This is a genomic window from Streptomyces sp. MGP-BFMKR1 (genome assembly GCF_057766585.1).
Window position 1 is genome coordinate 1,046,643 of record NZ_CM173408.1, and the last position, 21,622, is coordinate 1,068,264.

General features: G+C 73.5%; 18 protein-coding genes and 1 riboswitch. Of the genes, 4 read left to right on the forward strand and 14 right to left on the reverse strand.

Features of this window, described 5'->3' with window-relative positions:
- Positions 1-30: 30 nt before the first annotated feature.
- The 10 genes from AC3CHW_RS03795 to ribD form a co-directional block, all read right to left on the reverse strand.
- The gene (locus AC3CHW_RS03795) at positions 31-1,086 is read right to left on the reverse strand and encodes a hemolysin family protein (RefSeq protein WP_398606834.1); all 1,056 of its coding nucleotides are present in this window, start codon (positions 1,084-1,086) and stop codon (positions 31-33) included.
- A complete protein-coding gene (locus AC3CHW_RS03800; protein ID WP_488469564.1) occupies positions 1,083-2,615 on the reverse strand; it encodes a hemolysin family protein in 1,533 nt (510 codons plus the stop codon). Before AC3CHW_RS03800 ends, AC3CHW_RS03795 begins: the two co-directional genes overlap by 4 nt.
- Before the next feature lie 195 nt (positions 2,616-2,810).
- The gene (locus tag AC3CHW_RS03805; protein ID WP_176165054.1) at positions 2,811-3,266 is read right to left on the reverse strand and encodes a PH domain-containing protein; all 456 of its coding nucleotides are present in this window, start codon (positions 3,264-3,266) and stop codon (positions 2,811-2,813) included.
- A 147-nt stretch (positions 3,267-3,413) separates the two neighbouring features.
- Positions 3,414-4,262: an ATP phosphoribosyltransferase gene (hisG, locus tag AC3CHW_RS03810; RefSeq protein ID WP_398606831.1), complete on the reverse strand. Its 849-nt coding sequence runs from the start codon at positions 4,260-4,262 to the stop codon at positions 3,414-3,416.
- 165 nt (positions 4,263-4,427) lie between these two features.
- Entirely contained in the window at positions 4,428-4,700 is a 273-nt protein-coding gene (locus AC3CHW_RS03815; RefSeq protein WP_069466267.1) for a phosphoribosyl-ATP diphosphatase, read from the reverse strand.
- A 35-nt stretch (positions 4,701-4,735) separates the two neighbouring features.
- Positions 4,736-5,221: a 6,7-dimethyl-8-ribityllumazine synthase gene (gene ribH, locus AC3CHW_RS03820; protein WP_488469565.1), complete on the reverse strand. Its 486-nt coding sequence runs from the start codon at positions 5,219-5,221 to the stop codon at positions 4,736-4,738.
- Between the two features lie 121 nt (positions 5,222-5,342).
- On the reverse strand, positions 5,343-6,650 hold the full coding sequence (locus AC3CHW_RS03825; RefSeq protein WP_488469566.1) for a bifunctional 3,4-dihydroxy-2-butanone-4-phosphate synthase/GTP cyclohydrolase II: 1,308 nt from the start codon (positions 6,648-6,650) through the stop codon (positions 5,343-5,345).
- Positions 6,647-7,306 (reverse strand): nicotinamide mononucleotide transporter family protein, encoded by a 660-nt coding sequence (locus tag AC3CHW_RS03830; RefSeq protein WP_232544382.1) that lies wholly within the window; start codon positions 7,304-7,306, stop codon positions 6,647-6,649. Before AC3CHW_RS03830 ends, AC3CHW_RS03825 begins: the two co-directional genes overlap by 4 nt.
- Positions 7,303-8,028 (reverse strand): riboflavin synthase, encoded by a 726-nt coding sequence (locus AC3CHW_RS03835; protein WP_488469567.1) that lies wholly within the window; start codon positions 8,026-8,028, stop codon positions 7,303-7,305. The genes AC3CHW_RS03830 and AC3CHW_RS03835 overlap by 4 nt, the downstream gene beginning before the upstream one ends.
- A 1-nt stretch (position 8,029) precedes the next feature.
- Entirely contained in the window at positions 8,030-9,130 is a 1,101-nt protein-coding gene (gene ribD / locus AC3CHW_RS03840) for a bifunctional diaminohydroxyphosphoribosylaminopyrimidine deaminase/5-amino-6-(5-phosphoribosylamino)uracil reductase RibD (protein WP_488470957.1), read from the reverse strand.
- Between the two features lie 185 nt (positions 9,131-9,315).
- A riboswitch (FMN riboswitch) is annotated at positions 9,316-9,446 on the reverse strand.
- A gap of 375 nt (positions 9,447-9,821) precedes the next feature.
- Here ribD and AC3CHW_RS03845 point away from each other — a divergent pair.
- Positions 9,822-12,146 (forward strand): chitinase C-terminal domain-containing protein, encoded by a 2,325-nt coding sequence (locus AC3CHW_RS03845; RefSeq protein WP_488469568.1) that lies wholly within the window; start codon positions 9,822-9,824, stop codon positions 12,144-12,146.
- Between the two features lie 276 nt (positions 12,147-12,422).
- Here the strand turns inward: AC3CHW_RS03845 and AC3CHW_RS03850 are convergent, their stop codons facing one another.
- Positions 12,423-13,010 (reverse strand): cysteine hydrolase family protein, encoded by a 588-nt coding sequence (locus tag AC3CHW_RS03850; RefSeq protein WP_398606827.1) that lies wholly within the window; start codon positions 13,008-13,010, stop codon positions 12,423-12,425.
- 188 nt (positions 13,011-13,198) lie between these two features.
- On the opposite strand from AC3CHW_RS03850, the gene AC3CHW_RS03855 reads away from it, so the two are divergent.
- Positions 13,199-14,164, forward strand: a complete 966-nt coding sequence (locus AC3CHW_RS03855; RefSeq protein ID WP_488470958.1) for a GlxA family transcriptional regulator — start codon at positions 13,199-13,201, stop codon at positions 14,162-14,164.
- A gap of 2 nt (positions 14,165-14,166) precedes the next feature.
- Here the strand turns inward: AC3CHW_RS03855 and AC3CHW_RS03860 are convergent, their stop codons facing one another.
- Positions 14,167-15,471 (reverse strand): ROK family transcriptional regulator, encoded by a 1,305-nt coding sequence (locus AC3CHW_RS03860; protein ID WP_488469569.1) that lies wholly within the window; start codon positions 15,469-15,471, stop codon positions 14,167-14,169.
- Positions 15,472-15,608: 137 nt separating this feature from the next.
- On the opposite strand from AC3CHW_RS03860, the gene AC3CHW_RS03865 reads away from it, so the two are divergent.
- Complete coding sequence (locus AC3CHW_RS03865) at positions 15,609-16,886, forward strand: MFS transporter (RefSeq protein WP_488469570.1); 1,278 nt, start codon at positions 15,609-15,611, stop codon at positions 16,884-16,886.
- A 208-nt stretch (positions 16,887-17,094) separates the two neighbouring features.
- On the opposite strand, the gene AC3CHW_RS03870 is transcribed toward AC3CHW_RS03865, so the two are convergent.
- The gene (locus AC3CHW_RS03870; protein WP_488469571.1) at positions 17,095-18,474 is read right to left on the reverse strand and encodes a uracil-xanthine permease family protein; all 1,380 of its coding nucleotides are present in this window, start codon (positions 18,472-18,474) and stop codon (positions 17,095-17,097) included.
- 650 nt (positions 18,475-19,124) lie between these two features.
- Between AC3CHW_RS03870 and AC3CHW_RS03875 the strand changes: the two genes are divergently transcribed.
- Positions 19,125-19,850: a DUF5995 family protein gene (locus AC3CHW_RS03875; RefSeq protein ID WP_459246312.1), complete on the forward strand. Its 726-nt coding sequence runs from the start codon at positions 19,125-19,127 to the stop codon at positions 19,848-19,850.
- A gap of 48 nt (positions 19,851-19,898) precedes the next feature.
- Here AC3CHW_RS03875 and AC3CHW_RS03880 read toward each other — a convergent pair whose 3' ends face one another.
- Positions 19,899-21,614, reverse strand: coding sequence for a flavin monoamine oxidase family protein (locus tag AC3CHW_RS03880; RefSeq protein WP_488469572.1), 1,716 nt, complete (start codon positions 21,612-21,614; stop codon positions 19,899-19,901).
- Positions 21,615-21,622 lie beyond the last annotated feature (8 nt).

Below are 21,622 nucleotides of genomic sequence, written 5' to 3' on the forward strand. Positions count from 1 at the left end.
AGCCCCGGCGGCCGGTCGCCGGGGCCGGCGTCAGGGGCGGACCGTGGCGTGTGAGCCCGGCCGGTGGGCGGGGTCGCGGACCTCGCCCACCAACTCCTCCAGCACGTCCTCCATCGCCACCAGGCCGAGCACCCGGCCCGACGCGTCGCTGACCGCCGCCAGGTGGGCCGCCGCCCTGCGCATCACCGTCAGGGCGTCGTCCAACGGCAGTTCGGCCCGCAGCGTCTGGATGGGCCGCCACACGTGCTGCGGCACGGCGCGCTCGGGCTCCTCCAGTTCCAGCACGTCCTTCACGTGCAGATAGCCCATGAAGGCGCCGCCCGGGCCGCGCACCGGGAAGCGCGAGTAGCCGGTGCGCACGGTCAGCTCCTCGACCTGGCGGGGCGTCACGGCCGGGTCCACCGTCACCAGGCCCGCCGGGTCGAGCAGGACGTCGGTGACCGGGCGGGTGCCCAGTTCGAGGGCGTCCGCCAGGCGCTCCTGCTCGTCGGGGGCGAGCAGGCCGGCCTGCCGGGAGTCGGCGATCAGGTGGGTGAGCTGCTCGCTGGTGAACACCGCCTCCACCTCGTCCCTTGGCTCCACCCGGAACAGCCGCAGCACCAGGTTGGCGCAGGCCCCGAACAGGGCGGTCACCGGCCGGCACAGCCGGGCGAAGGCGACCAGCCCTGGGGCCAGCCACAGCGCGGTCAGCTCCGGCGCGGCCATGGCCAGGTTCTTCGGCACCATCTCGCCGATGACCAGGTGCAGGCAGACCACGGCGGCCAGCGCGATGGCGTAACCGAGCGGGTGGATGAGCTGGTGCGGGAGGTGGACGGCGTGGAAGCCGGGCTCCAGGAGGCGGGCGACCGTCGGCTCGGCGACCGCGCCGAGCGTCAGCGAGCACACGGTGATGCCGAACTGCGCCGCGGCCATCATCTGCGGCAGGTTCTCCAGTCCCTGGAGCACGGTGCGCGCCCGGCTGGAGCCGGCCGCCGCCTGGGGCTCGATCTGGCTGCGCCGGACCGAGACCAGGGCGAACTCGGCGCCCACGAAGAAGCCGTTCGCGCACACCAGGAGCAGGGCGAACAGCAGTTGCAGCGCGCTCATCGGCCCGTCCCCCCGGCCGCCGCCCCACCCACGGGCGTACGGACGTCAGCGGCCCGACCCGGCGCCCGTTCGGGCACCGGCGCGTCGACCGTCGCGCGGGCGGCGCCCGCCGTGACGGCGGCCTCCGGCGGCCGGTCGGCGCCGGGCCGCCCGGCCGCGCACAGCGCGGGGCTCAGCTCGGCCCGCGGGCCCGGCGCGGTGCCCCGTACGGCCGCCACCTGGCCGGTCCGTACGACGCGGACCCGCTCGGCGCGGTGGTGGCCGACCTGGCGGACCGCGAGCCTCCAGCCACCGGGGAGTTCGGCGACGTCACCGGGGGCCGGGATGCGGCCGAGCAGCCCGGCCACCAGGCCGGCGGCCGTCTCGTACGGCCCCTCCGGGGCCACCAGGCCGATCCGCGCGAGGGTGTCCACGCGGCAGCTCCCGTCGGCCTCCCACACCAGGCAGCCGTCATCGCCAGCCACCTGGACGAGTTCGGGCTGGTCGGCCGTGTCGTGCTCGTCGCGCACCTCGCCGACCAGCTCCTCCACGATGTCCTCCAGCGTGATGACGCCGGCCGTCCCGCCGTACTCGTCCACGACCACGGCGATGGGCTGGTCGCGCAACTGCTTGAGCAGCGGCTGCACCGGCAGCGTCATCGGCACCAGCAGCGGCGCCTGGGCGATGGCGTCGACCGGGGTGTGCAGCCGGTGGGCCGCGGGTATGGCGAGCGCGTCCTTGAGGTGCACCATGCCGACGACCTCGTCGAGGCGGTCGCGGTAGACGGGGAAGCGGGACAGGCCGGTGGCGCGGGTCAGGTTCAGGACGTCCTGGGCGGTGGCCGTGGCCTGGAGGGCGCTGACCCGTACCCGGGGCGTCATGACGTGCTGCGCGGTCAGCCCGGCCAGCGAGAGCGTGCGTACGAACAGGTCGGCGGTGTCCTGCTCGATGGCGCCGGCCCGGGCCGAGTGCCGGGCGAGCGAGACGAGTTCGCCGGGGGTGCGGGCCGAGGCCAGCTCCTCGGTGGGCTCCACGCCAAGGGCCCGCACCAGGCGGTTGGCCACCGTGTTCAGCAGGGCGATCAGGGGTCGGAAGAAGCGGGCGAAGGCGTGCTGTGGGCCGGCCACGAAGCGGGCGACCTGGAGCGGGCGGGAGACGGCCCAGTTCTTGGGCACCAGCTCGCCGATGACCATCTGCACGGCCGAGGCCACCAGCATGCCCACGGCCACGGCCAGCCCCGGCACGGCGCCGGAGGGGGCCCCGGTGGCGGTGAGCGGGCCGGTGAGCAGGTGTCCGAGGGCGGGTTCGGCGAGCATGCCGACGACCAACGAGGTGATGGTGATGCCCAGTTGGGTGCCGGAGAGCTGGAAGGAGAGCTCCCGCAGGGCCTCGACCACGGTGCGGGCCCGACGGTCACCGTCGGCCGCGGCCCGTTCCGCCTCCGCCCGCTCCACCGTGACCAGGCCGAACTCGGCGGCGACGAAGAAGCCGTTGGCGAGGATGAGGAAGAATGCCGCGGCGAGCAGCGACAGGGAAACGGTGGGACTCATGCCGCCGCCTCCCGGGGACGTGGAGAGGCGGCGCGGGTACTACAGGACGAACCGTCCATCGCTGGAGGAACTCACTCCTCGGATCGCAGGAGCCGCTTCGGCACGCGCGCGGCGCGTTCAGCCACCGAAAGGGCGGGGCGCGGGCGCGCCTTGGGCACCAGGGTAATCAAGGAGTGAGCGCCTCGGGCAGGGCCGTCAGCGCGTGTGGTCGCCCGTTCCGTGTGCCTCGCTCAGGGCCCGCAGCGTGCGCGCGTCCTCGATCGCCTGCGCCTTCGCGATGCCGGGCTGGATGCCGAGCGCGGGCATGCTGGTGCCGTCGGCGAGGTCGAGGAAGACCCAGGGATCACCCGGTCGCAGGTTGACCCGCAGGATCTCGGGCCACTCCAGGTGCCGGCGCGTGGTCAGGTTGGTGACGGTGACCCCGTCCGGCGCGGCGACGACCTTGGGCCGGGCGAGCAGCGCGAGCACGCCGCAGAAGAGCAGGCCGGTGAAGATGAAGCTGATCCGCTCCCCCGGGCTCAGGTTGGGCAGGGCCAGCGCGATGACCAGCAGCGTGATGAACAGCAGGACGCCGACCGCCAGCAGCACGACCCGGGTGCGGGTCGGCCGGAAGGTGATCGGCAGCTCGGGCAGGGGCGCGGGGGCGGACACTCGGCGGGCCTCTCAGATGTGCGGGGGGTGGTCACCGCGGGTGCGGCGACCGGGGGCGGCGGGGTGTCGGCCCCGCCGCCTCGCGGTCGGTCACCGGCCGGGCCCGGTCGGTCACCGGCCGGGCGCGCCCGCGACGGGGCCGCGACGTCACAGCCGGCAGGCGTGGATGCCGGTGGTCAGGATCGCGCGGGCGCCCAGGTCGTACAGCTCGTCCATGATGCGCTGGGCCTGGTTGGAGGGGACCATCGAGCGGACCGCGACCCAGCCCTCGTGGTGCAGCGGGGAGACGGTGGGCGACTCCAGGCCGGGGGTGAGGGCCACGGCGCGCTCCACGTGCTCCACGCGGATGTCGTAGTCCATCATCACGTACCGGCGGGCGACCAGGACGCCCTGCATGCGCCGCAGGAACTGCTGCACCTTGGGGTCGTCGACGGACTCCCCGGCGCGCCGGATGACGACCGCCTCGGACTCCAGGATCGGCTCACCGATGATCTCCAGGCCGGCGTTGCGCAGCGTGGTCCCGGTCTCCACCACGTCGGCGATGATCTCCGCGACGCCGAGCTGGATGGCCGTCTCGACGGCGCCGTCGAGGTGCACGACGGCGGCGTCCACGCCGTTGTCGGCCAGGTGCTTGGTGACCAGGCCGGAGAAGGAGGTGGCGACGGTCATGCCGCCGAAGTCGTGCACGCTCTGGGCGGTGCCGGGGCGGGTGGCGTAGCGGAAGGTGGAGCCGGCGAAGCCGAGCTGCATGATCTCCTCGGCCTGCGAGCCGGAGTCCAGCAACAGGTCGCGGCCGGTGATGCCGATGTCGAGGCGGCCGGAGCCGACGTAGACGGCGATGTCGCGCGGGCGCAGGAAGAAGAACTCGACCTCGTTGGCGCTGTCGACCAGGACCAGCTCCCGCCGGTCCTTGCGCTGCCGGTAGCCGGCCTCATGGAGCATCGCCGACGCAGGCTCGGACAGTGAACCCTTGTTGGGGACGGCGATGCGCAGCATGAGGTCAGCTTCCTTTACGCGGGAGGGAGGGCTTGGCGGATACGTGCCGTGCGTACGGGTCTCGCACGGGGCGGGGCGGGGTGGAGTGGGAGCCGCGGCTGCCCGGGGTGTCCGGGCGGTGCCGCGCGGCGGACGCCGTCGTGGGGTCCGCCACGCGTGGCCGCGTCACAGATGAGCGTATACGTCGTCCAGGGAGATGCCGCGGGCGACCATCATCACCTGAACGTGGTACAGGAGCTGCGAGATCTCCTCGGCGGTGGCGTCGGCGCCCTCGTACTCGGCGGCCATCCACACCTCAGCGGCCTCCTCGACGACCTTCTTGCCGATGGCATGCACGCCCTTGCCCACGAGTTCGGCGGTGCGCGACGTGCTGGGGTCGCCGGTGGCGGCCTTGTGTTGGAGCTCGGTGAACAGCTCCTCGAATGTCTTGTTCGCCATGGTGCGACTTAGCCTACGGGGTGCCGGGCGCGGGCTCAGCGCCAGGGCTCGGAGATCGAGCGCAGGGTGGTGGCGGTGGCGACGGCGGCGGTGACCGCCTCGTGCCCCTTGTCCTCCTTGGAGCCCTCAAGCCCGGACCGATCGAGTGCCTGCTGCTCGTCGTCGCAGGTCAGCACGCCGAAGCCGATGGGGACGCCGGTGTCGACGCTGACCTGGGTCAGGCCCTGGGTGACGCCCTGGCAGACGTACTCGAAGTGCGGGGTGCCGCCCCTGATGACGACGCCGAGCGCCACGATCGCGTCGTAGCCCCGGCCGGCGAGCACCTTGGCGACCACCGGGAGTTCGAAGCTGCCCGGCACCCGCAGCAGGGTCGGCTCGTCGATGCCCAGCTCGGTCAGCGCGCGCAGCGCGCCGTCCACCAGGCCGTCCATCACCTGCTCGTGCCACTGTGCGGCGACGACGGCGACCCGCAGGTCACCGCAGTTCTTCACGGACAGTTCGGGGGCGCCTTGGCCGCTCATGTCTCTCCTCGTGCGCTGTGCTGAACACTTGCTGAACGCTGTGCTGGTCGGTGTGCGCCCGGCGCCGCCGACCGGGTGTCGGGGCGGCCCGGACGCCTGGACACGGCGCGGGCCGGGTGGCTCACTGGTCGCAGGTGGTGGCCGGCTCCCCGTCGAGCCAGGGCAGCTCGTGCCCCATCCGGTCGCGCTTGGTGCGCAGGTACCGCAGGTTGTGCTCGCCGGCCTGGACCGGCATCGGCTCGCGCCCGGTGACGTGCAGGCCGTGCTCGGCCAGGGCCGCCGCCTTGTGCGGGTTGTTGGTCATCAGCCGTACGGAGCGCACCCCGAGGTCGATGAGGATCTGGGCGCCGGCGGCGTAGTCCCGGGCGTCGGCGGGCAGGCCGAGCTCCAGGTTGGCGTCGAGGGTGTCCCGGCCGCGCTCCTGTAGTTCGTACGCGCGCAGCTTGGACAGCAGCCCGATGCCCCGGCCCTCGTGGCCGCGCAGGTAGAGCACGACGCCGCGGCCCTCGGCGGTGACGCGCTCCAGGGACGCCTGGAGCTGGGGGCCGCAGTCGCAGCGCTGGGAGCCGAAGATGTCGCCGGTCAGGCACTCGGAGTGGACGCGGACCAGCACGTCGTCGCCGTCGCCGAGGTCGCCTTGGACCAGGGCGATGTGCTCGATGCCGTCCACGGCGGAGCGGTAGCCGTACGCCCGGAAGTTGCCGAACGCGGTCGGCAGCCGGGTCTGGGCCTCGCGGCGCACGGTGGGCTCGGCCGCCGCGCGGTAGGCGACGAGGTCCTCGATGGAGATGATCGCCAGGCCGTTCTTGCGGGCGAAGGGCACCAGCTCGGGCAGGCGCAGCATGGCGCCGTCCTCGCCGGCGATCTCCACGATGGCGGCGGCGGGGCGCAGCCCGGCGAGCCGGGCCAGGTCCACGCCGGCCTCGGTGTGCCCGTTGCGGGTGAGCACGCCGCCGGGGCGGGCGCGCAGCGGGAAGACGTGGCCGGGGCGGACGAAGTCGGCCGGGGCGCTGTGCGGGTTGGCCAGCAGGCGGATGGTGGCGGCCCGGTCGGCGGCGGAGATGCCGGTGCTGACGCCGTGCTCGGGGCCGGCGTCCACGGAGACGGTGAAGGCGGTGCGCATCGCCTCGGTGTTCTGCTCGACCATCTGCGGCAGGTCGAGCCGGTCGATGTCGGTGGCCTCCAGCGGTACGCAGATCAGCCCGCGGCACTCGCTCATCATGAACGCCACCAGCTCGGGGGTGGCCTTCTCGGCGGCGATGACGAGGTCGCCCTCGTTCTCCCGGTTCTCGTCGTCGACGACGACCACGGGGCGGCCGGCGGCGATCTCGCTGACGGCCCGCTCGACCGGGTCGAGGGTCAGGTCGCCGTCGGGCAGGCCGGCGAGGGCGGGGGCGTGCGGGCCGGGCCAGTTGAGTGAGGTGGTCATGCGGGCGCTCCTTCCAGGGCGGGCGCGCCCGTGCGGGAGCGCAGCCACCAGTCGCGGGCACCCCACAGGGCGAGCGCGAGGTAGATCACGTAGACCAGGCCGGAGAAGGCCAGGCCGCTGCTGAAGGCGAGCGGGACGCCCACCAGGTCCACGAGCAGCCAGGCGAACCAGAATTCGACCAGGCCGCGGGCCTGGGCGACCATCGCCGCGAGGGTGCCGACGAAGATGTACGCGTCGGGCCACGGGTTCCAGGACAGCTCGGGCACGGCGGTGAACAGCCCGCCGACGGCGAGCGTGCCCGCGGCGGTCGCGCCGACGAGTGCGGCCCGCTCCCGCCAGCTCGCGAAGCGCACGGCTATCTGGCCGCCGTGGTCCTGGCGCCCGGTGTGCCACTGCCGCCAGCCCCAGGCGGCCACGGCCATGACCAGGAGCTGCTTGCCGAGGCCGCCGCTGAGCTGGGCGGAGGCGTAGGCGGTGACCAGTACGGCGCCGGCCACGAACTGCACGGGCCAGGTCCACACGGAGCGCCGCCAGCCGAGGGCCAGGGCGCCGAGCCCGAAGAGGTTGCCGATCATGTCGGACCAGATGACGTGCTGGCCGAGGACGGTGAACGCCTCGTCGCGCAGGCCGTCTCCGACGCTCTGCCACAGGCTCACCGCGCGACCTCCTCTCGGGCGTGCGCCGCGCCCCGCGCGGGGCCGGGCGCGGCGGGGTCCTGCGGGCCGGGCACGGGCAGGCCGGCGCCGGGCACCGTGCCGTGCGCGAGCAGTCGCTCGACGTACTTGGCCAGCACGTCCACCTCCAGGTTGACCGGGTCGCCGACCCGCTTGCTGCCGAGCGTGGTGAGGGCCAGCGTGGTGGGGATGAGGCTGACGGTGAAGTGGTCGGCGCCGGCCTCGACGACGGTCAGGCTGATGCCGTCCACGGTGATGGAGCCCTTGTCGACCACGTACCGGGCTAGGTCGGGCGGCAGCGAGATGGTGACGACCTCCCAGCGCTCGCCCGGCACCCGCTCGGTGATCACGCCGGTGCCGTCCACATGGCCCTGGACGAGGTGGCCGCCCAGTCGGCCGCCGAGCGCCATCGGGCGCTCCAGGTTGACCGGGGAGCCGGGCCCGAGGGCGCCGAGGCTGGAGCAGCGCAGCGTCTCGGCCATCACGTCCGCGGTGAACTCGCCGTCGGCCGCCTCCACGACGGTCAGGCACACCCCGTTGACGGCGATCGAGTCGCCGTGCTTCGCGTCCGCGGTGACCAGCGGCCCGCGGATGCGCAGCCGGGCGGAGTCGGCGGTGACCGCGCCGGGGGTGGTCGGGTCAGCCTCGCCCAGCTCTTCGATGGCGGCGATCTCACCCAGTTCTTCAACGATTCCGGTGAACACGTCAGCTCTCCTGAGAGGTGGTGGGACGGGCCGGCCGCTCGGGCACGGCCGTCATCCGCAGGTCGGGGCCGATGCGGGCGACGTCGGTCACGCCTAGCCGCAACGCCTGCCCGATGGTGGTGATTCCGGCGTCGGCGAGGGCCGCTGGCCCCGCGCCGAGAAGGGTGGGGGCGAGGTAGCCGACGACCTTGTCGACCGCCTCGGCGGCGAGGAAGGCCCCGGCCAGCGTCGGGCCGCCTTCCAGGAGTACGGAGCGCACGCCACGGGCGTGCAGGGCGGCGAGCAGTGCCGAGACGTCCAGGCCGCGCCCGCGCGGGCCCGGCGGCAGCCGCACCACGTCGGCCAGCCCGTCCAGGTGGCGGACCTCGGCGTCCTCGCCGACGGCCACCAGGGTGGGGGCGACGTCGTCCAGGACGCGGGCTCCGGGGCGTACGGCGGTGGCGTGGGTGTCCACGACGACGCGCAGCGGCTGGGTCGGCCGGGCCCCCGGGTTTGGGAGGCGGGCGGCGAGCTGGGGGTCGTCGGCGCGGGCGGTGCCGGAGCCGACGACGACGGCGTCGGCCTCGGCGCGCAGCCGGTGCACGTCGGCGCGGGCCTGCGGTGAGGTGATCCAGCGGCTGGTGCCGTCGGCGGCGGCGCTGCGCCCGTCCAGGGTGGCGGCGTACTTCCACAGGACGAACGGGCGCCCGGTGCGCATCGCGGTCAGCCACGCCTCGTTCCCCGCCGCGGCCTCGGCCCCGAGCAGGCCGCTGGCGACGGTGACGCCGGCCGCGGCCAGGGTGGCCGCGCCGCCGGCGGCCTGGGGGGTGGGGTCGGGCACGGCGTAGACGACGCGGGCGACGCCGGCCTCGATGAGGGCCCGGGTGCACGGCGGTGTGCGGCCGGTGTGGTCGCAGGGTTCGAGGGTGACCAGGGCGGTGCCGCCACGGGCCCGGTCGCCGGCGGCGCGCAGGGCGTGCACCTCGGCGTGTGGTCCGCCGGCGCGCTGGTGCCAGCCCTCGCCCACGGGCGTTCCGGACGCGTCCAGGACGACGCAGCCGACGACGGGGTTGGGGCTGGTGTGGCCGAGGCCGCGGGCGGCCAGCGCGATGGCGCGGCGCATGGCCGTCGTCTCGCTCGCGATCGCCTCGTGGGTGGCCACCGGGTCCTCCTGCCTCTTCGGGCACGGACTCCGGGGCTGTCAGAACGACAGGACAACGGACGGAACACGCCGGGTACGCCGAGGCAACGACGCGGCCCACCCCAAAGGGATGAGCGCCGATACGACGGCGCACCTGTGCTCGCCCGTCGCGCACTGCCTCCCATCCGGACTTTAACCGTCGGTCCAGGAGTTTCACCTGGTCAACCGGCCGCTGGCAGCGGACGGGTCGCGGACTGTAACCGCCGGTTCGGACTTTCACCGACCCCGGAGTGCGCTGACGTCACTGGTACGGCATCCAGTCTGCCACGGGTGGCCAGGGGCGCGCGGGCCGGATTCTGTGGCCTGACTCACAGGAGGCGCGTCAGGGGCCGCTCGAAAGCTGGCTGGAACTGACCGAAAACAGCCGTCCGAATCGCCGTCATCGCGGAACTCCCGCACCGGCCCCTCGCGTTGATATTGGTCCATACCTATTGACGCTTTGGTCTAGTCCTCTTAGCCTCTGCCACACCTTTGAGCAATCGAACCGGGGTGTGCGCACACCTCGGGCCCCCTCTTCACCTCCCACACCTCCCACAGCGCGCGCTTTGTACGCCCCCCACGGCACGGATCACCCCCGCGAGCTCCACCGAGCCCCTTCCTGGAGGAACCGATCGTGTTGTCCCGTACCCGCGCGAGAGCCACGCTGGCCGCGTCGGCCGCCGCTCTCGCCGGACTCCTCGTCAGCACCCTCTCGGTCGCTGAGTCACACGCCGAGGACCAGTCCACCTGTCGCCCCGACGGCATGTACCGCACCCCGGGCGTCGACGTCCCCTACTGCTCCGTCTACGACGCCGACGGCCGCGAGAAGATGGGCGCCGACCACCAGCGCCGCGTCATCGGCTACTTCACCAGTTGGCGCACCGGCAAGGACGGCACCCCCGCCTACCTGGCCAACAACATTCCGTGGGACAAGGTCACCCACCTCAACTACGCCTTCGCGCACGTCGACAAGGCCAACAAGCTCTCCGTCGGAGCGGATTCGGCCAACAACCCCGCGACCGGCATGACCTGGCCCGGCGTCGAGGGCGCGGAGATGGACCCGGCGTTCCCGTACAAGGGCCACTTCAACCAGCTCAACAAGTTCAAGAAGAAGCACCCCAACGTCAAGACGCTGATCTCGGTCGGCGGTTGGGCCGAGACCGGTGGCTACATCGACGAGAACGGCCAGCGCGTCAAGTCCGGCGGCTTCTACTCGATGGCCACCAACGCCGACGGCTCGGTCAACCAGGCGGGCATCAACACCTTCGCCGACTCCGCCGTGGACTTCATCCGCCAGTACGGCTTCAACGGCGTGGACATCGACTACGAGTACCCGACGTCGATGAAGGACGCCGGCCACCCGCAGGACTGGCCGCTGGCCAACGCCCGGCGCGGCGGGCTCAACAAGGGCTACGCGGCGCTGATGAAGACGCTGCGCGAGAAGCTGGACCGGGCCAGCGCCGCCGACGGCAAGCACTACCTGCTGTCGGTCGCCGCCCCCTCCTCCGCCTACCTGCTGCGCGGCATGGAGACGTACCAGACGACGAAGTACCTGGACTACGTCAACATCATGTCCTACGACCTGCACGGGGCGTGGAACGAGTTCGTCGGCCCCAACGCCGCGCTCTACGACGACGGCAAGGACGCCGAGCTGGCCAAGTGGGGCGTGTACACCGCCTCGCAGTACGGCGGCATCGGCTACCTCAACGGCGACTGGTCCTACCACTACTTCCGCGGCTCGATGCCGGCCGGCCGGATCAACCTGGGCCTGCCGTACTACACCCGCGGCTGGAAGAACGTGAACGGCGGCAAGAACGGGCTGTGGGGCACCTCGAAGGCCAGCTCCTGCCCGGCCGGCTCGGGGCTGACCGAGTGCGGTGACGGCGCCGTCGGCATCGACAACCTGTGGCACGACAAGGACGACAACGGCAAGGAGTCGCCGGCCGGCTCCAACCCGATGTGGCACGCCAAGAACCTGGAGAAGGGCGTCGTCGGCGACTACGTCACCCGCTACGGCTTCCCCGCCGACACCAAGCTCACCGGCGCCTACACCCGCAACTACGACTCCACGCTGGTCGCCCCGTGGCTGTGGAACGCCGACAAGAAGGTGTTCCTGTCCACCGAGGACGAGCAGTCGGTCAAGGCCAAGGCCCAGTACGTGGTCGACAAGGGCTTGGGCGGCACCATGATCTGGGAGCTGGCCGGTGACTACCAGTACAACGCCGGCAAGGGCCAGTACGAGCCGGGCAACACGCTGACCAACACGCTGTACGACGCGTTCAAGGCGGCACCCGGCTACGGCGCCAAGCGGGCCACCACCGACCTGCCGGCCGAGGCGCTCGACCTCGACGTGAACTTCGGCGAGTTCCCGCTGGGCGACTCGAACTACCCGATCAGCCCCAAGGTGCGCATCACCAACAACACCAAGACCACCATCCCGGGCGGCGCCGAGTTCCAGTTCGACTACGCCACCGCGTCCCCGAACAACGCCAAGGACCAGAGCGGCTGGGGCCTGAAGGTCATCCGCAGCGACCACACGGGGAACAACGTGGGCGGCCTGAAGGGTGACTACCACCGCACCTCGTTCAAGCTGCCGAGCTGGCAGTCGCTCGCGCCCGGGGCGTCCCTCAGCTTCGACCTCGTGTACTACCTGCCGACCTCCACGCCGTCGAACTGGACGGTCTCCTTCGGCGGCAAGTCGTACTCGCTCGCCGGCGACCTGGCCCGAGGCACCAAGATCGTCGACCCCGGTGACGGGACCAGCGGCGGCACGGGCGGCACCGGAGGCAACAACGGTGGCAACGGCGGCCAGTGCACGGCGCCGGCCTGGGACAAGACCGCGGTCTACAACGGCGGCGCGGCCGTCTCCTGGAAGGGCCACAACTGGACGGCCAAGTGGTGGACCCAGGGCCAGGAGCCGGGCGTCGACGGCGTCTGGCAGGACAAGGGAGCCTGCTGACCCCCTGATCACCCGGCGGCGGTGAAGTGTGGCGACCCGCCGTCGGGTGCGCCACCGGGCCGGGCCCCCTCTCAGCGGCGGGGGCCCGGCTCGGTGGGCCAAACGAGACGCGCGCCGGGTCCCGGTTTCGGGGCCCGGCGCGCGGGCGTTCCCGAGGAAGCGGGAGTGGGCCGTCGACGGCGTCGGTCCACCACTCTCGTTGACGCCACTGGCCCCGCTGGCCCCATTGGTCTCACTGGTCTCACCGATTCATCGGACTGACCGGGTTCACCGGATTCACCGGCCGAGCTCCCGCTCGGAGGCGACGACCACCCCGTACAGGTCGGCGACGGTGGCCAGGGCGGCCCGGTGCACCTGGTCGGCGGGGACCTCGGCGCCCGCCACCGGCAGCGCGCGGGTCGCGCAGGCGTCGGCGACGACGGTCGGGCGGTGGCCGGCGAGGAACGCGCCCTGTGCCGTGAACGCCACGCACATGTGGGTCATCCACCCCGCGAGCACCACGTCCTGACCCGGGCGCAGACAGGTGGCCAGGTCCGTGTCCACGAACGCGTCCGGGACCCGCTTGACCACCACCGGCTCCCCGTCGAGCGGGGCGACGTCCGGGTGGATCCGCCCGACCTCGGCATCGATGTCGTACGGGGTGCCCGGGCCGCCGTCGTTGATCACGTGCACGACCCGCGCGCCCTCCCGGCGGGCCCTGGACAGCAGTCGCGCGGCGGCGTCGAGCGAGGGCCGCCAGCCGTCGAGCTCCATGACGCCGCGGGTGTAGGTGTTCTGGAGGTCGATGAGGACCAGCGCGGCCTCGCCGAGGATCGCGGGCGTCTGGTCGAGGCCGTTGAGCTCACGCAGGGTGGTTCTGGGCATGGGTGTACCGCCTTCGGCATGCGGGTGGAGGGGCGGCCCGAACGGTGAGCGGGCCATGCGGGTAAAACTAGGAGCCGGCCACCGATGTCGGCAATGACGTCTCACCCGCAGATACCGACATGCCGCAGCGCCCTGCCCACACCCCTGGGGGACCCGTGCCGGACACCGCCCGCCGCCTCGTCGTCATCATGCTCTTCGACGGCGTCGACCTGCTCGACGTCACCGGGCCGCCGGAGGTGTTCTCGCTGGCCCTGCGCGAGACCGAGGAGGCCGCGGGCTACCGGGTGCTGCTCGCCGCCGCGACCACGGACCCGGTCACCACCGGCGCCGGGGTGCGCGTCCTGCCCGACGTCACCTTCGCCGAGGCCGCCGCCGGCGCCATCGACACGCTCATCGTGCCCGGCGCGGTGGAGGTCGACGCCGAACGCCGCGTCCATCCGCTCGTCGACCCGCGCCTGGTGGAGTGGGTCCGGGCGCTGGCCGCCCGCGCGCACCGGGTCGCCTCCGTGTGCGTGGGTGCGCACCTGCTGGCCGCGGCCGGCCTGTTGGACGGCAGGCGCGCCACCACCCACTGGTCGACGGCGCGGCGACTGGCCGCCGACCACCCGGCCGTCACGGTGGACGCCGACCCGATCTTCATCCGCGAGGGCGACGTGTGGACCGGGGCCGGGATCAGCGCCTGCCTCGACCTGTCCCTCGCGCTGATCGCCGACGACCTCGGCGAGGCCGTCGCCCTGCGGGTGGCACGGCAACTGGTCATGTACCTCAAACGTCCCAGCGGCCAGAGCCAGTTCAGCGCGCCGCTGGAGCAGGTCTCCACCACGCGCCGCGTCGAGGACCTGCGCCACCACGTCCTGCGCCACCTCGACACGCCCCTGACCGTCGCCGACCTCGCCGCGTACGCGCACGTCAGCGACCGGCACCTGACCCGGCTCTTCAAGGCCGAACTCGGCATGACCCCGCACGCCTACGTCGAGTCGGTCCGGGTGGAGAAGGCCCGCCAGGAACTGGAGTCGTCGGACGCGACGTTGGAGCGCGTGGCCGCGCTCTGCGGTTTCGGCACGACCGACACCCTGGTACGGGCGTTCCGTCGGCGCCTGAACACCACGCCGACGGAGTACCGGCGGCGGTTCCGGCTACCGGCGCGGCACTGACCTCAGCCCTCCGGCGCGAACAGGTCGTCCTGGGCCGCGTCCATGGCGGTCAGCACGGCGCCCCGGAGCACCGCGCGGCCCCCCACCGTGCCGGCCCGCACCTCCAGGCGGACCGGGGCCATCCGGGCCACCCGCTCCGCCACGCGCCGGGCCAGCTCGTCGCCGCCCGCGCGTCCGCACTCGCCCCCGATGACCACGCAGCCCGGGTCGAGCACGGCGCTCACGGCCGCGACCCCGATGGCGACGCCGTCCGCGTACGCGTCGAGGAACGCCTCCGCCGGCCCGGCCGGCACCCCGGCGCCCCCGCCCTCCTCGCGCTCGTCCCGCTCACCCCGGCCCTCCCGGACGGCGGCCACGGCGGCGCGCAGCGCGCGCTCGGCCGCCTCGACGCCCGTGCCCTCGACGGGGAGGCCGTGCCGGTGCGCGAGGTCGCACAGCGCGGGGCCGCCGGCGAGCGAGTGGAAGCCCCCCTCGCAGCCGCTCGCGCTGGGCAGCCCGCCGGTGCCCGGGACCGGCAGGAACCCGATCTCCCCCGCGCCCCCGGACGCCCCCCGGCGCAGCGCGCCGTCCAGCACGACCGCCGCGCCGGTCCCGCCGCCGAGCCACAGCAGCACGAAGGTGTCCCGGTCGCGGGCGGCGCCGAGCCGCTGCTCGGCGACGGCGGCGAGGTTGGCCTCGTTCTCCAACAGCAGCTCGGCCGGGAAGTGCGCGCGCACCGCGGCGACCAGGTCGGCGTGCCAGCGCGGGAGCCAGCCCGTGTTGCTGCCCAGGGCGCCGGTGGCCGGGTCGAGCAGACCGGGCGCGCCCACCCCGATGGTGTGCAGCGAGGTCGCCCCGGCCCGCGCGGCGGTGCTGGTCAGCAGGTCCACGGCCGCCGCCACCGCGGGCGGGCCGGCGGCGGGCCGGCCCGGCTCGCCGGTGGCCTGCGGGGCGATGGGCAGCGACGCCTCGGCGAGCGTGCGGCCGAGCAGGTCGGCCACGCAGACGGTGACCCGGTCGGTGCGCACGTCGATCCCGGCCAGATGGGCGCGGTCCGCGACGATGCCGTACAGCCGGGCGTTGGGTCCGCGCCGCTCGGCGCCCGCCTCGCCCACCACGGTGATCAGTCGGGCCCCCCGCAGCCGTTCCACGAGGTCGGCCACGGTCGGCCGGGACAGCCCGGTGAGCTGTTTGAGCTGGCCGGCCGTCAGCGGCCCTTCGCGTTGCAGGAGGGCCAGCGCCAGGCGGTCGTTGATGGCGCGGGCGGTGCTCGGGGAGGCGGTCTTGCCACCGGACTTGCCGCCGGAGTGCACACGCGTCGGGGACATGCGGGAATCCTTGCACGCCCCGTGGGAAATCGGCTATTTATCAGGCAGGGTTCCTGATAGTTTCTCGGCGCGCCGGGGAACCCTCCCCGGGGGCCCCGGTACGGGGGCCGACTTCAAGGCCGGGAGGGCCAAGCAGCATGGTGGACGCCGGGACAGGAACAGGCGCCGGGAAACCGGCCGCCGCCGGGCAGCGGCTGCGCCGGGCACGCGTCGCCGTCGCGCTGGTCTTCGCCGTGCACGGCGCGGTCACCGGCAGCTTCGCGACCCGCGTGCCCTGGGTGCAGGACCACACGGACGCGAGCGCCGGCCAGCTCGGTCTCGCCCTCGCCTTCCCCGCCATCGGCGCCTCGGTGGCGATGCCGCTGGCCGGCTGGGTCAGCCACCGGTTCGGCGCCCGGACCGCGCTGCGCGGGATGCTCGCGCTGTGGACCCTCTCGCTCACGCTGCCCGCCCTCGCGCCCAACCTGGTCGCGCTGTGCGGGGTGCTGCTCGTCTACGGGGCCACGGCGGGCATGTCGGACGTGGCGATGAACGCGCTCGGCGTGGAGACCGAGGAGCGCCTGGGCCGCTCGATCATGTCCGGGCTGCACGGCATGTGGAGCGTGGGGGCGCTGATCGGCTCGGCCGCCGGTACGGTCGCCGCCCACGCGGAGGTGGACGCCCGCGCGCACCTGGCGGCGACCGCGGCCGTGCTGACCGTGCTCGGCGCGCTGGCCTGTCGCGGCGTACTCGACCTGCGCAGCGCCCCGGACGAGCACCCGCCGCCGCACTTCACGCTGCCGCCGAGGTCGGCCCTGGTCATCGGCGCCGTCGGGTTCTGCGCGGTGTTCGCCGAGGGCGCCAGCCTGGACTGGTCGGCGGTCTACCTGCGGGACGAGCTGAACACCTCACCGGGCCTGGCCGCCGCGTCCACCACGGCGTTCGCCTGCACGATGGCGATCGCCCGGCTGGCCGGGGACGCGGTGGTGACCCGGTTCGGGGCGGTGCGCACGGTGCGTACGAGCGGGGTGTGCGCGACGGTGGGCGGCCTGCTGGTCGTCACGGCGACCCATCCGGCCATGGCCCTCGGCGGCTTCGCGCTGCTCGGGCTCGGCGTGGCCGTGGTGGTGCCGCTGGCGTTCGCCGCGGCGGGACGCAGCGGCCCGGCGCCGAGCCAGGCCATAGCGGGCGTGGCGACCATCACCTACACCTCGGGCCTGATCGCCCCCTCGGCGATGGGCTCGGTGGCCGACCTGACCTCGCTGACGGTCTCGTTCGGCCTGGTCACGCTGCTGGCCCTGGGGCTGGTCGTGGGCGCCGGGGTGCTGCGCGCGGCGGGCCGGGTGGCGCCGGCCACGGGCCCGACCGAGGCCGACGGGGCGGACGGGGCGGGGGCGCCCGGCGCGGCGGACGCGGCGCCGTCGCGGGACGCCTGAGCCGACGCGGGACGCCTGAGCCCGCCGCGGGGCCCGAGCCGACGCGCGACCTGAACCCGCCGCGGGGCCTGAGCCGACACGCGACCTGAGCCGTGCCGGGCCGGCGGCCGGGCGGGCCGGTCGCGCGGGCCCGGCGCCCCGGGTGGCCCGGCAGCGGCCCGAGGTGCCGGCGAGCGGGCCGGGGCGGGCCGGGCCGGGCCGGGTGGCGTTACTTACCGGTTTCCGTGTCGTACTCCGTGGTGCCGCCGTCGAGGAGGGCCGGGCGGTGGGTGCCGGCGGCCTTGGACAGCCAGCGCAGGGCGTGGTAGCCGGTGAGCACGATCAGGGTGCCGAGGGCGATGCCGCTCAGTTCGAAGTTGTCGGTGAACTTCAGCGAGACCCCGCCGATGCCGATGATGACGCCCGCGGCGGCCGGCACCAGGTTCAGCGGCTGGGAGAAGTCCACCTTGTTCCGTACCCAGATCTGCGCGCCGAGCAGGCCGATCATGCCGTACAGGATGACCGTGATCCCGCCCAGCACGCCGCCGGGGATCGCGGCCACCACGGCACCGAACTTGGGGCAGAGGCCGAAGAGGACCGCGAAGCCGGCCGCCGCCCAGTAGGCAGCCGTCGAGTAGACCCGGGTGGCGGCCATGACGCCGATGTTCTCGGCGTACGTCGTCGTGGCCGGGCCGCCGACCGCGGTGGACAGCATGGAGGCGGTGCCGTCCGCGGCGATCGCGGTGCCCATCTTGTCGTCCAGCGGGTCGCCGGTCATCTCGCCGACCGCCTTGACGTGGCCCGCGTTCTCGGCGATCAGGGCCACCAGGACGGGCAGCGCCACGAGGATCGCGGACCACTCGAAGCTCGGCGCGTGGAAGGTCGGCGTGCCGAACCAGTTCGCGTCGGCGACGCCGGAGAAGTCGATCCGCCAGTGGTCGGTCACCTTGCCCGAGCCGTCCGCCGAGTGGATCTTGCCCGTGGTGCGGTCGAGAACCCAGGAGAGCACGTACCCGAAGACCAGGCCGAGGAAGATGGCGACGCGCGCCCAGAAGCCGCGCAGCACCACCAGGGCCAGGCCGGTGAAGAGCATCGTGGCCAGCGCCGTCCACTGGTCCTGCGGCCAGTAGGTGCCCGCGGTCACGGGCGCCAGGTTGAAGCCGATCAGCATGACCACGGCGCCGGTCACCGCCGGCGGCAGGACCGCGTGGATGACCTTGCCGCCGATGATTTGGATGATCACGCCACAGAGCGCGAGCGCCGCGCCCACCACGAACAGTGCGCCGGTCAGCGTGCCGGCGTCACCGCCCTGGCCGGCGATGACGGCGGCGACCCCGACGAAGGAGAGCGACGACCCCAGGTAGCTGGGAATCCGTCCCCGCGTCAGGAGCAGGAACAGGATCGTCGCCACGCCCGACGCCATGAGGGCCAGGTTCGGGTCCAGGCCCATGAGGACCGGGGCGACGAAACAGGCGCCGATCATCGAGACGACGTGCTGGGCACCGAGCCCGGCCGTACGCCCCCACGACAGCCGCTCGTCCGGCTTGACGACTTCCCCCGGACGCAGGTTCTTGCCGTCTCCGTGCAGCTTCCATCCGAAGCCCGCCATGCTCACGCTCCACATTCGCGACACTCTGCGCGACGCAGAGCCGGGGTGATGATGAGCGGCCCACCCCACCGGAGGCAAACCGAGCCGAAAGCGACCCATCGCCCCGGACGGCCGAGTGAATGATCCGTTCCACGCTTTTCGTACGTACGTTCCCACGGTCGGGAGGCGTCCCTGCCGGCATCGGCCCGCACCCCGCGCCACCACCCCGCTGACCTGCGAAGGCGTCAGTTCGCCGACGTCCGTGGGCAGTTGAACGCGGCGCGCCGACCGAGCCTTCTCCGCCCGCCGCGACCGGCCCGCGCCCCGACGGCCGGCCGTGGGGCCGCGTCCCGGAGCCGCGACGGCGCACCCGGATCACGCCGCCGCGATCCGCCATCCCGCCGCCCCCGCACTTCCGTATCACGGAAGCCACTGCCCGCGACCAGGGTGTCGGCTGCCCGACTCGCGCCCGTACGCGCCCGCCACCGGCCCCCACCGAAGCCGTGGCCGACCCGACACGGGCCGTAACCAGCCCCCTCGGCCGGCTCCCTCGGCCGGGCCCCGCGCCTGTGGCAACCCTCCAGCCACGGGGGCCGAGTCCGGTTCATCCGTTATGAGGAAGGAACAACCGAGGGCTCCCCGACGGGCGTTCGGGCTGGGACGCTGGCCGCATGACGCAGGCCGAACAGCGATACACCACTCGCCCCGCCCCTCGGCGCGCCGCTCCTCCCACCGTGGAGCAGGCGCTGCACCGGATGACCGCGTTGGAGCGCGCGCTGCCCGGGCGGGACGGGGTCGCCGTGTTCAACGGCGTGTACCTCTCGGTGACCCGGGAGGTCGAGGACCGGCTCTCGGCGGGCCACTTCCACCACGGACCGGCGGCCGAGGAGCTGACGGCCCGGTTCGCGGCGCGCTATCTGGCCGCGGTGGACGCGGCGGCCCACGGCGGGCGCCCGTCCCCGGCCTGGCGCCCGCTGTTCGACCTGCGGCGGCATCCGGCGGTTCAGCCGGTGCAGTTCGCCCTGGCCGGGATCAACGCGCACATCGGCAACGACCTGGCCCTCGCGCTCCGCGACACCTGCGTCTCGCTCGGCTGCGAGCCGGCCGCGCTGGAGGCCGACTTCGACCGGGTGGGCGACGTGCTGACCGGCCTGGAGGAGCGGGTACGGGAGGAGCTGATGCCCGGGCCCGACCTGCTCGACATCGCCGATCCGCTCACCCACCTGGTCGGGGCGTGGAGCCTGGACCGGGCCCGCGACGCGGCGTGGGGCGCCTTCCGGGCGCTGTGGGGGCTGCGCGAACAACCGGAACTCGCCCGGGAGTTCGCGGAGCGGGTCGACGCCGGCGTCGGTCTGGTGGGCCGGGTGCTGCTGACGCCGCTCAGGCCGTGTGACTGACCGAGGCCGCGCCTTCGCCCGGCCCACGGGTGTCCGGGCGGGGCTGGCTCAGTCCTCGGGCAGCTCCACCGGCGCGATCGCGTCGTAGACGTCCCCCGGGCCGGGGTTGGTGGGGTCGGTCGCGCCGCCGAGGTGGCGCATCACGCCCCACACCGCGTTCAACGCCGTCTGCACCGCGCCCTCGGCCCAGCCGGCCGTCCACGAGATGTCGTCACCGGCCAGGAAGATGCCGCGCTTGTCGGCGGGCAGCCGGTCCTGCATGAAGTGGGTGAACAGGCGCCGCTGGTAGCGGTAGTGGCCCGGTAGGTTGGCCTTGAAGGCGCCCATGAAGTACGGCTCGTTCTCCCAGGACACGGTCACCGGGTTGCCGATGATGTGCTGGCGGATGTCCACCTTGGGGTAGATCTCGCGCAGCGACTTGAGCATGACCTCCATCCGCTCGTTCGCGGACAGCGGCAGCCACTTGAGGCTGTCGTCGCACCAGGTGTAGGAGAGGCAGATGACGGCGGGCTGGTCCGGGCCGTTGTCGAGGAGGTAGGTGCCGCGGGTCATCCGGTCGGTGAGCGTCATGCTCATCACGTCCCGCCCGGTCTCCTCGTCGGTGTCCAGCCAGAACGGCCGGTCCACGGGGACGAACAGCTTGCTGGACTCCATGTAGTGGGTGCGCTCGACCGCCGTCCAGTGGTCGATCGGGAAGAGCGCGTCGTCACAGTCGATCTTGGACAGCAGCATCCAGCTCTGCGCCGTGAAGATCGCCGAGCGGTAGGTGCGGATGTCGCCGGACGCGTCCGTGACCGTGATCCGGTTGCCCGCCGTGCGGTGCAGCCGGGTGACCGCGGGGCGCGGCGCGCCCTCGTGCAGCGAGCTGAGCGAGGTGCCCTGCGCCCAGTACGTGATCTTCTGCGGTGCGCGCTCCCACAGCCGCTCGGGCAGTTGCTGGCTGCCGCCGACGATGCCGCGGTGGTCGTCGTCGGCGCCGGTGTAGACGACGCGCAGGATCTCCAGGATGGAGTTGGGGAAGTCGGTGTCCCAGCCGCCGGTGCCGAACCCGACCTGGCCGAAGATCTCCCGGTGCCGGAAGGACGCGAAGGCCGGGGAGTCGCAGAGGAAGCCGTAGAACGTCTGGTTGTCCAGCCTCTCCACGAGCTGGGACCAGATCGCGCGGATGGTGGGGATGTCCCGCTCGCGCAGCGCCCGCTGCATGGCGGAGAAGTCCGCGCCCTCCTCCAGGCAGGCGTTCCAGGCGTCCATCACCTGGTGGTAGACCTCGGGCAGGTCCTCCAGGGTGCGCGCGTAGTGCGACTGGCCCTTGAGGTCCACGACGGTGGAGGGGGTGTCGGGGGCCAGCGGGTTGGGGAACGGCCGGGTCTCCAGGTCCACCAGGTCGATGTAGTGCTGGAGGGCGGTGGAGCACGGCGGGAAGCGCATGGCGCCCATCTCGGCGGTCAGCGGCTGGCCGTCGTCGGTGGTGCAGCCCTCGAAGCGGTCGGTGCGCAGCCGGCCGCCGATCCGGTCGGCCTCGTAGACGACCGGGCGCAGCCCCATCTTCATGAGCTCGTAGGCGGCGACGATGCCGGACAGGCCGCCGCCGATGACCGCGACCTCGGTGCCGTGCTCGGTCGCGGGCACCTGCCCGAGGCCGGCCGGGTGGTTCAGGTAGTCGTCGTACGCGTACGGGAAGTCGGGCCCGAACATCGTGAGCGGCGGCTGGACGGGCCGCGTCGGCTGCTCGTCGTGGGCGGCGGTGGGCACCGTGGACGTCATGGGGGCGG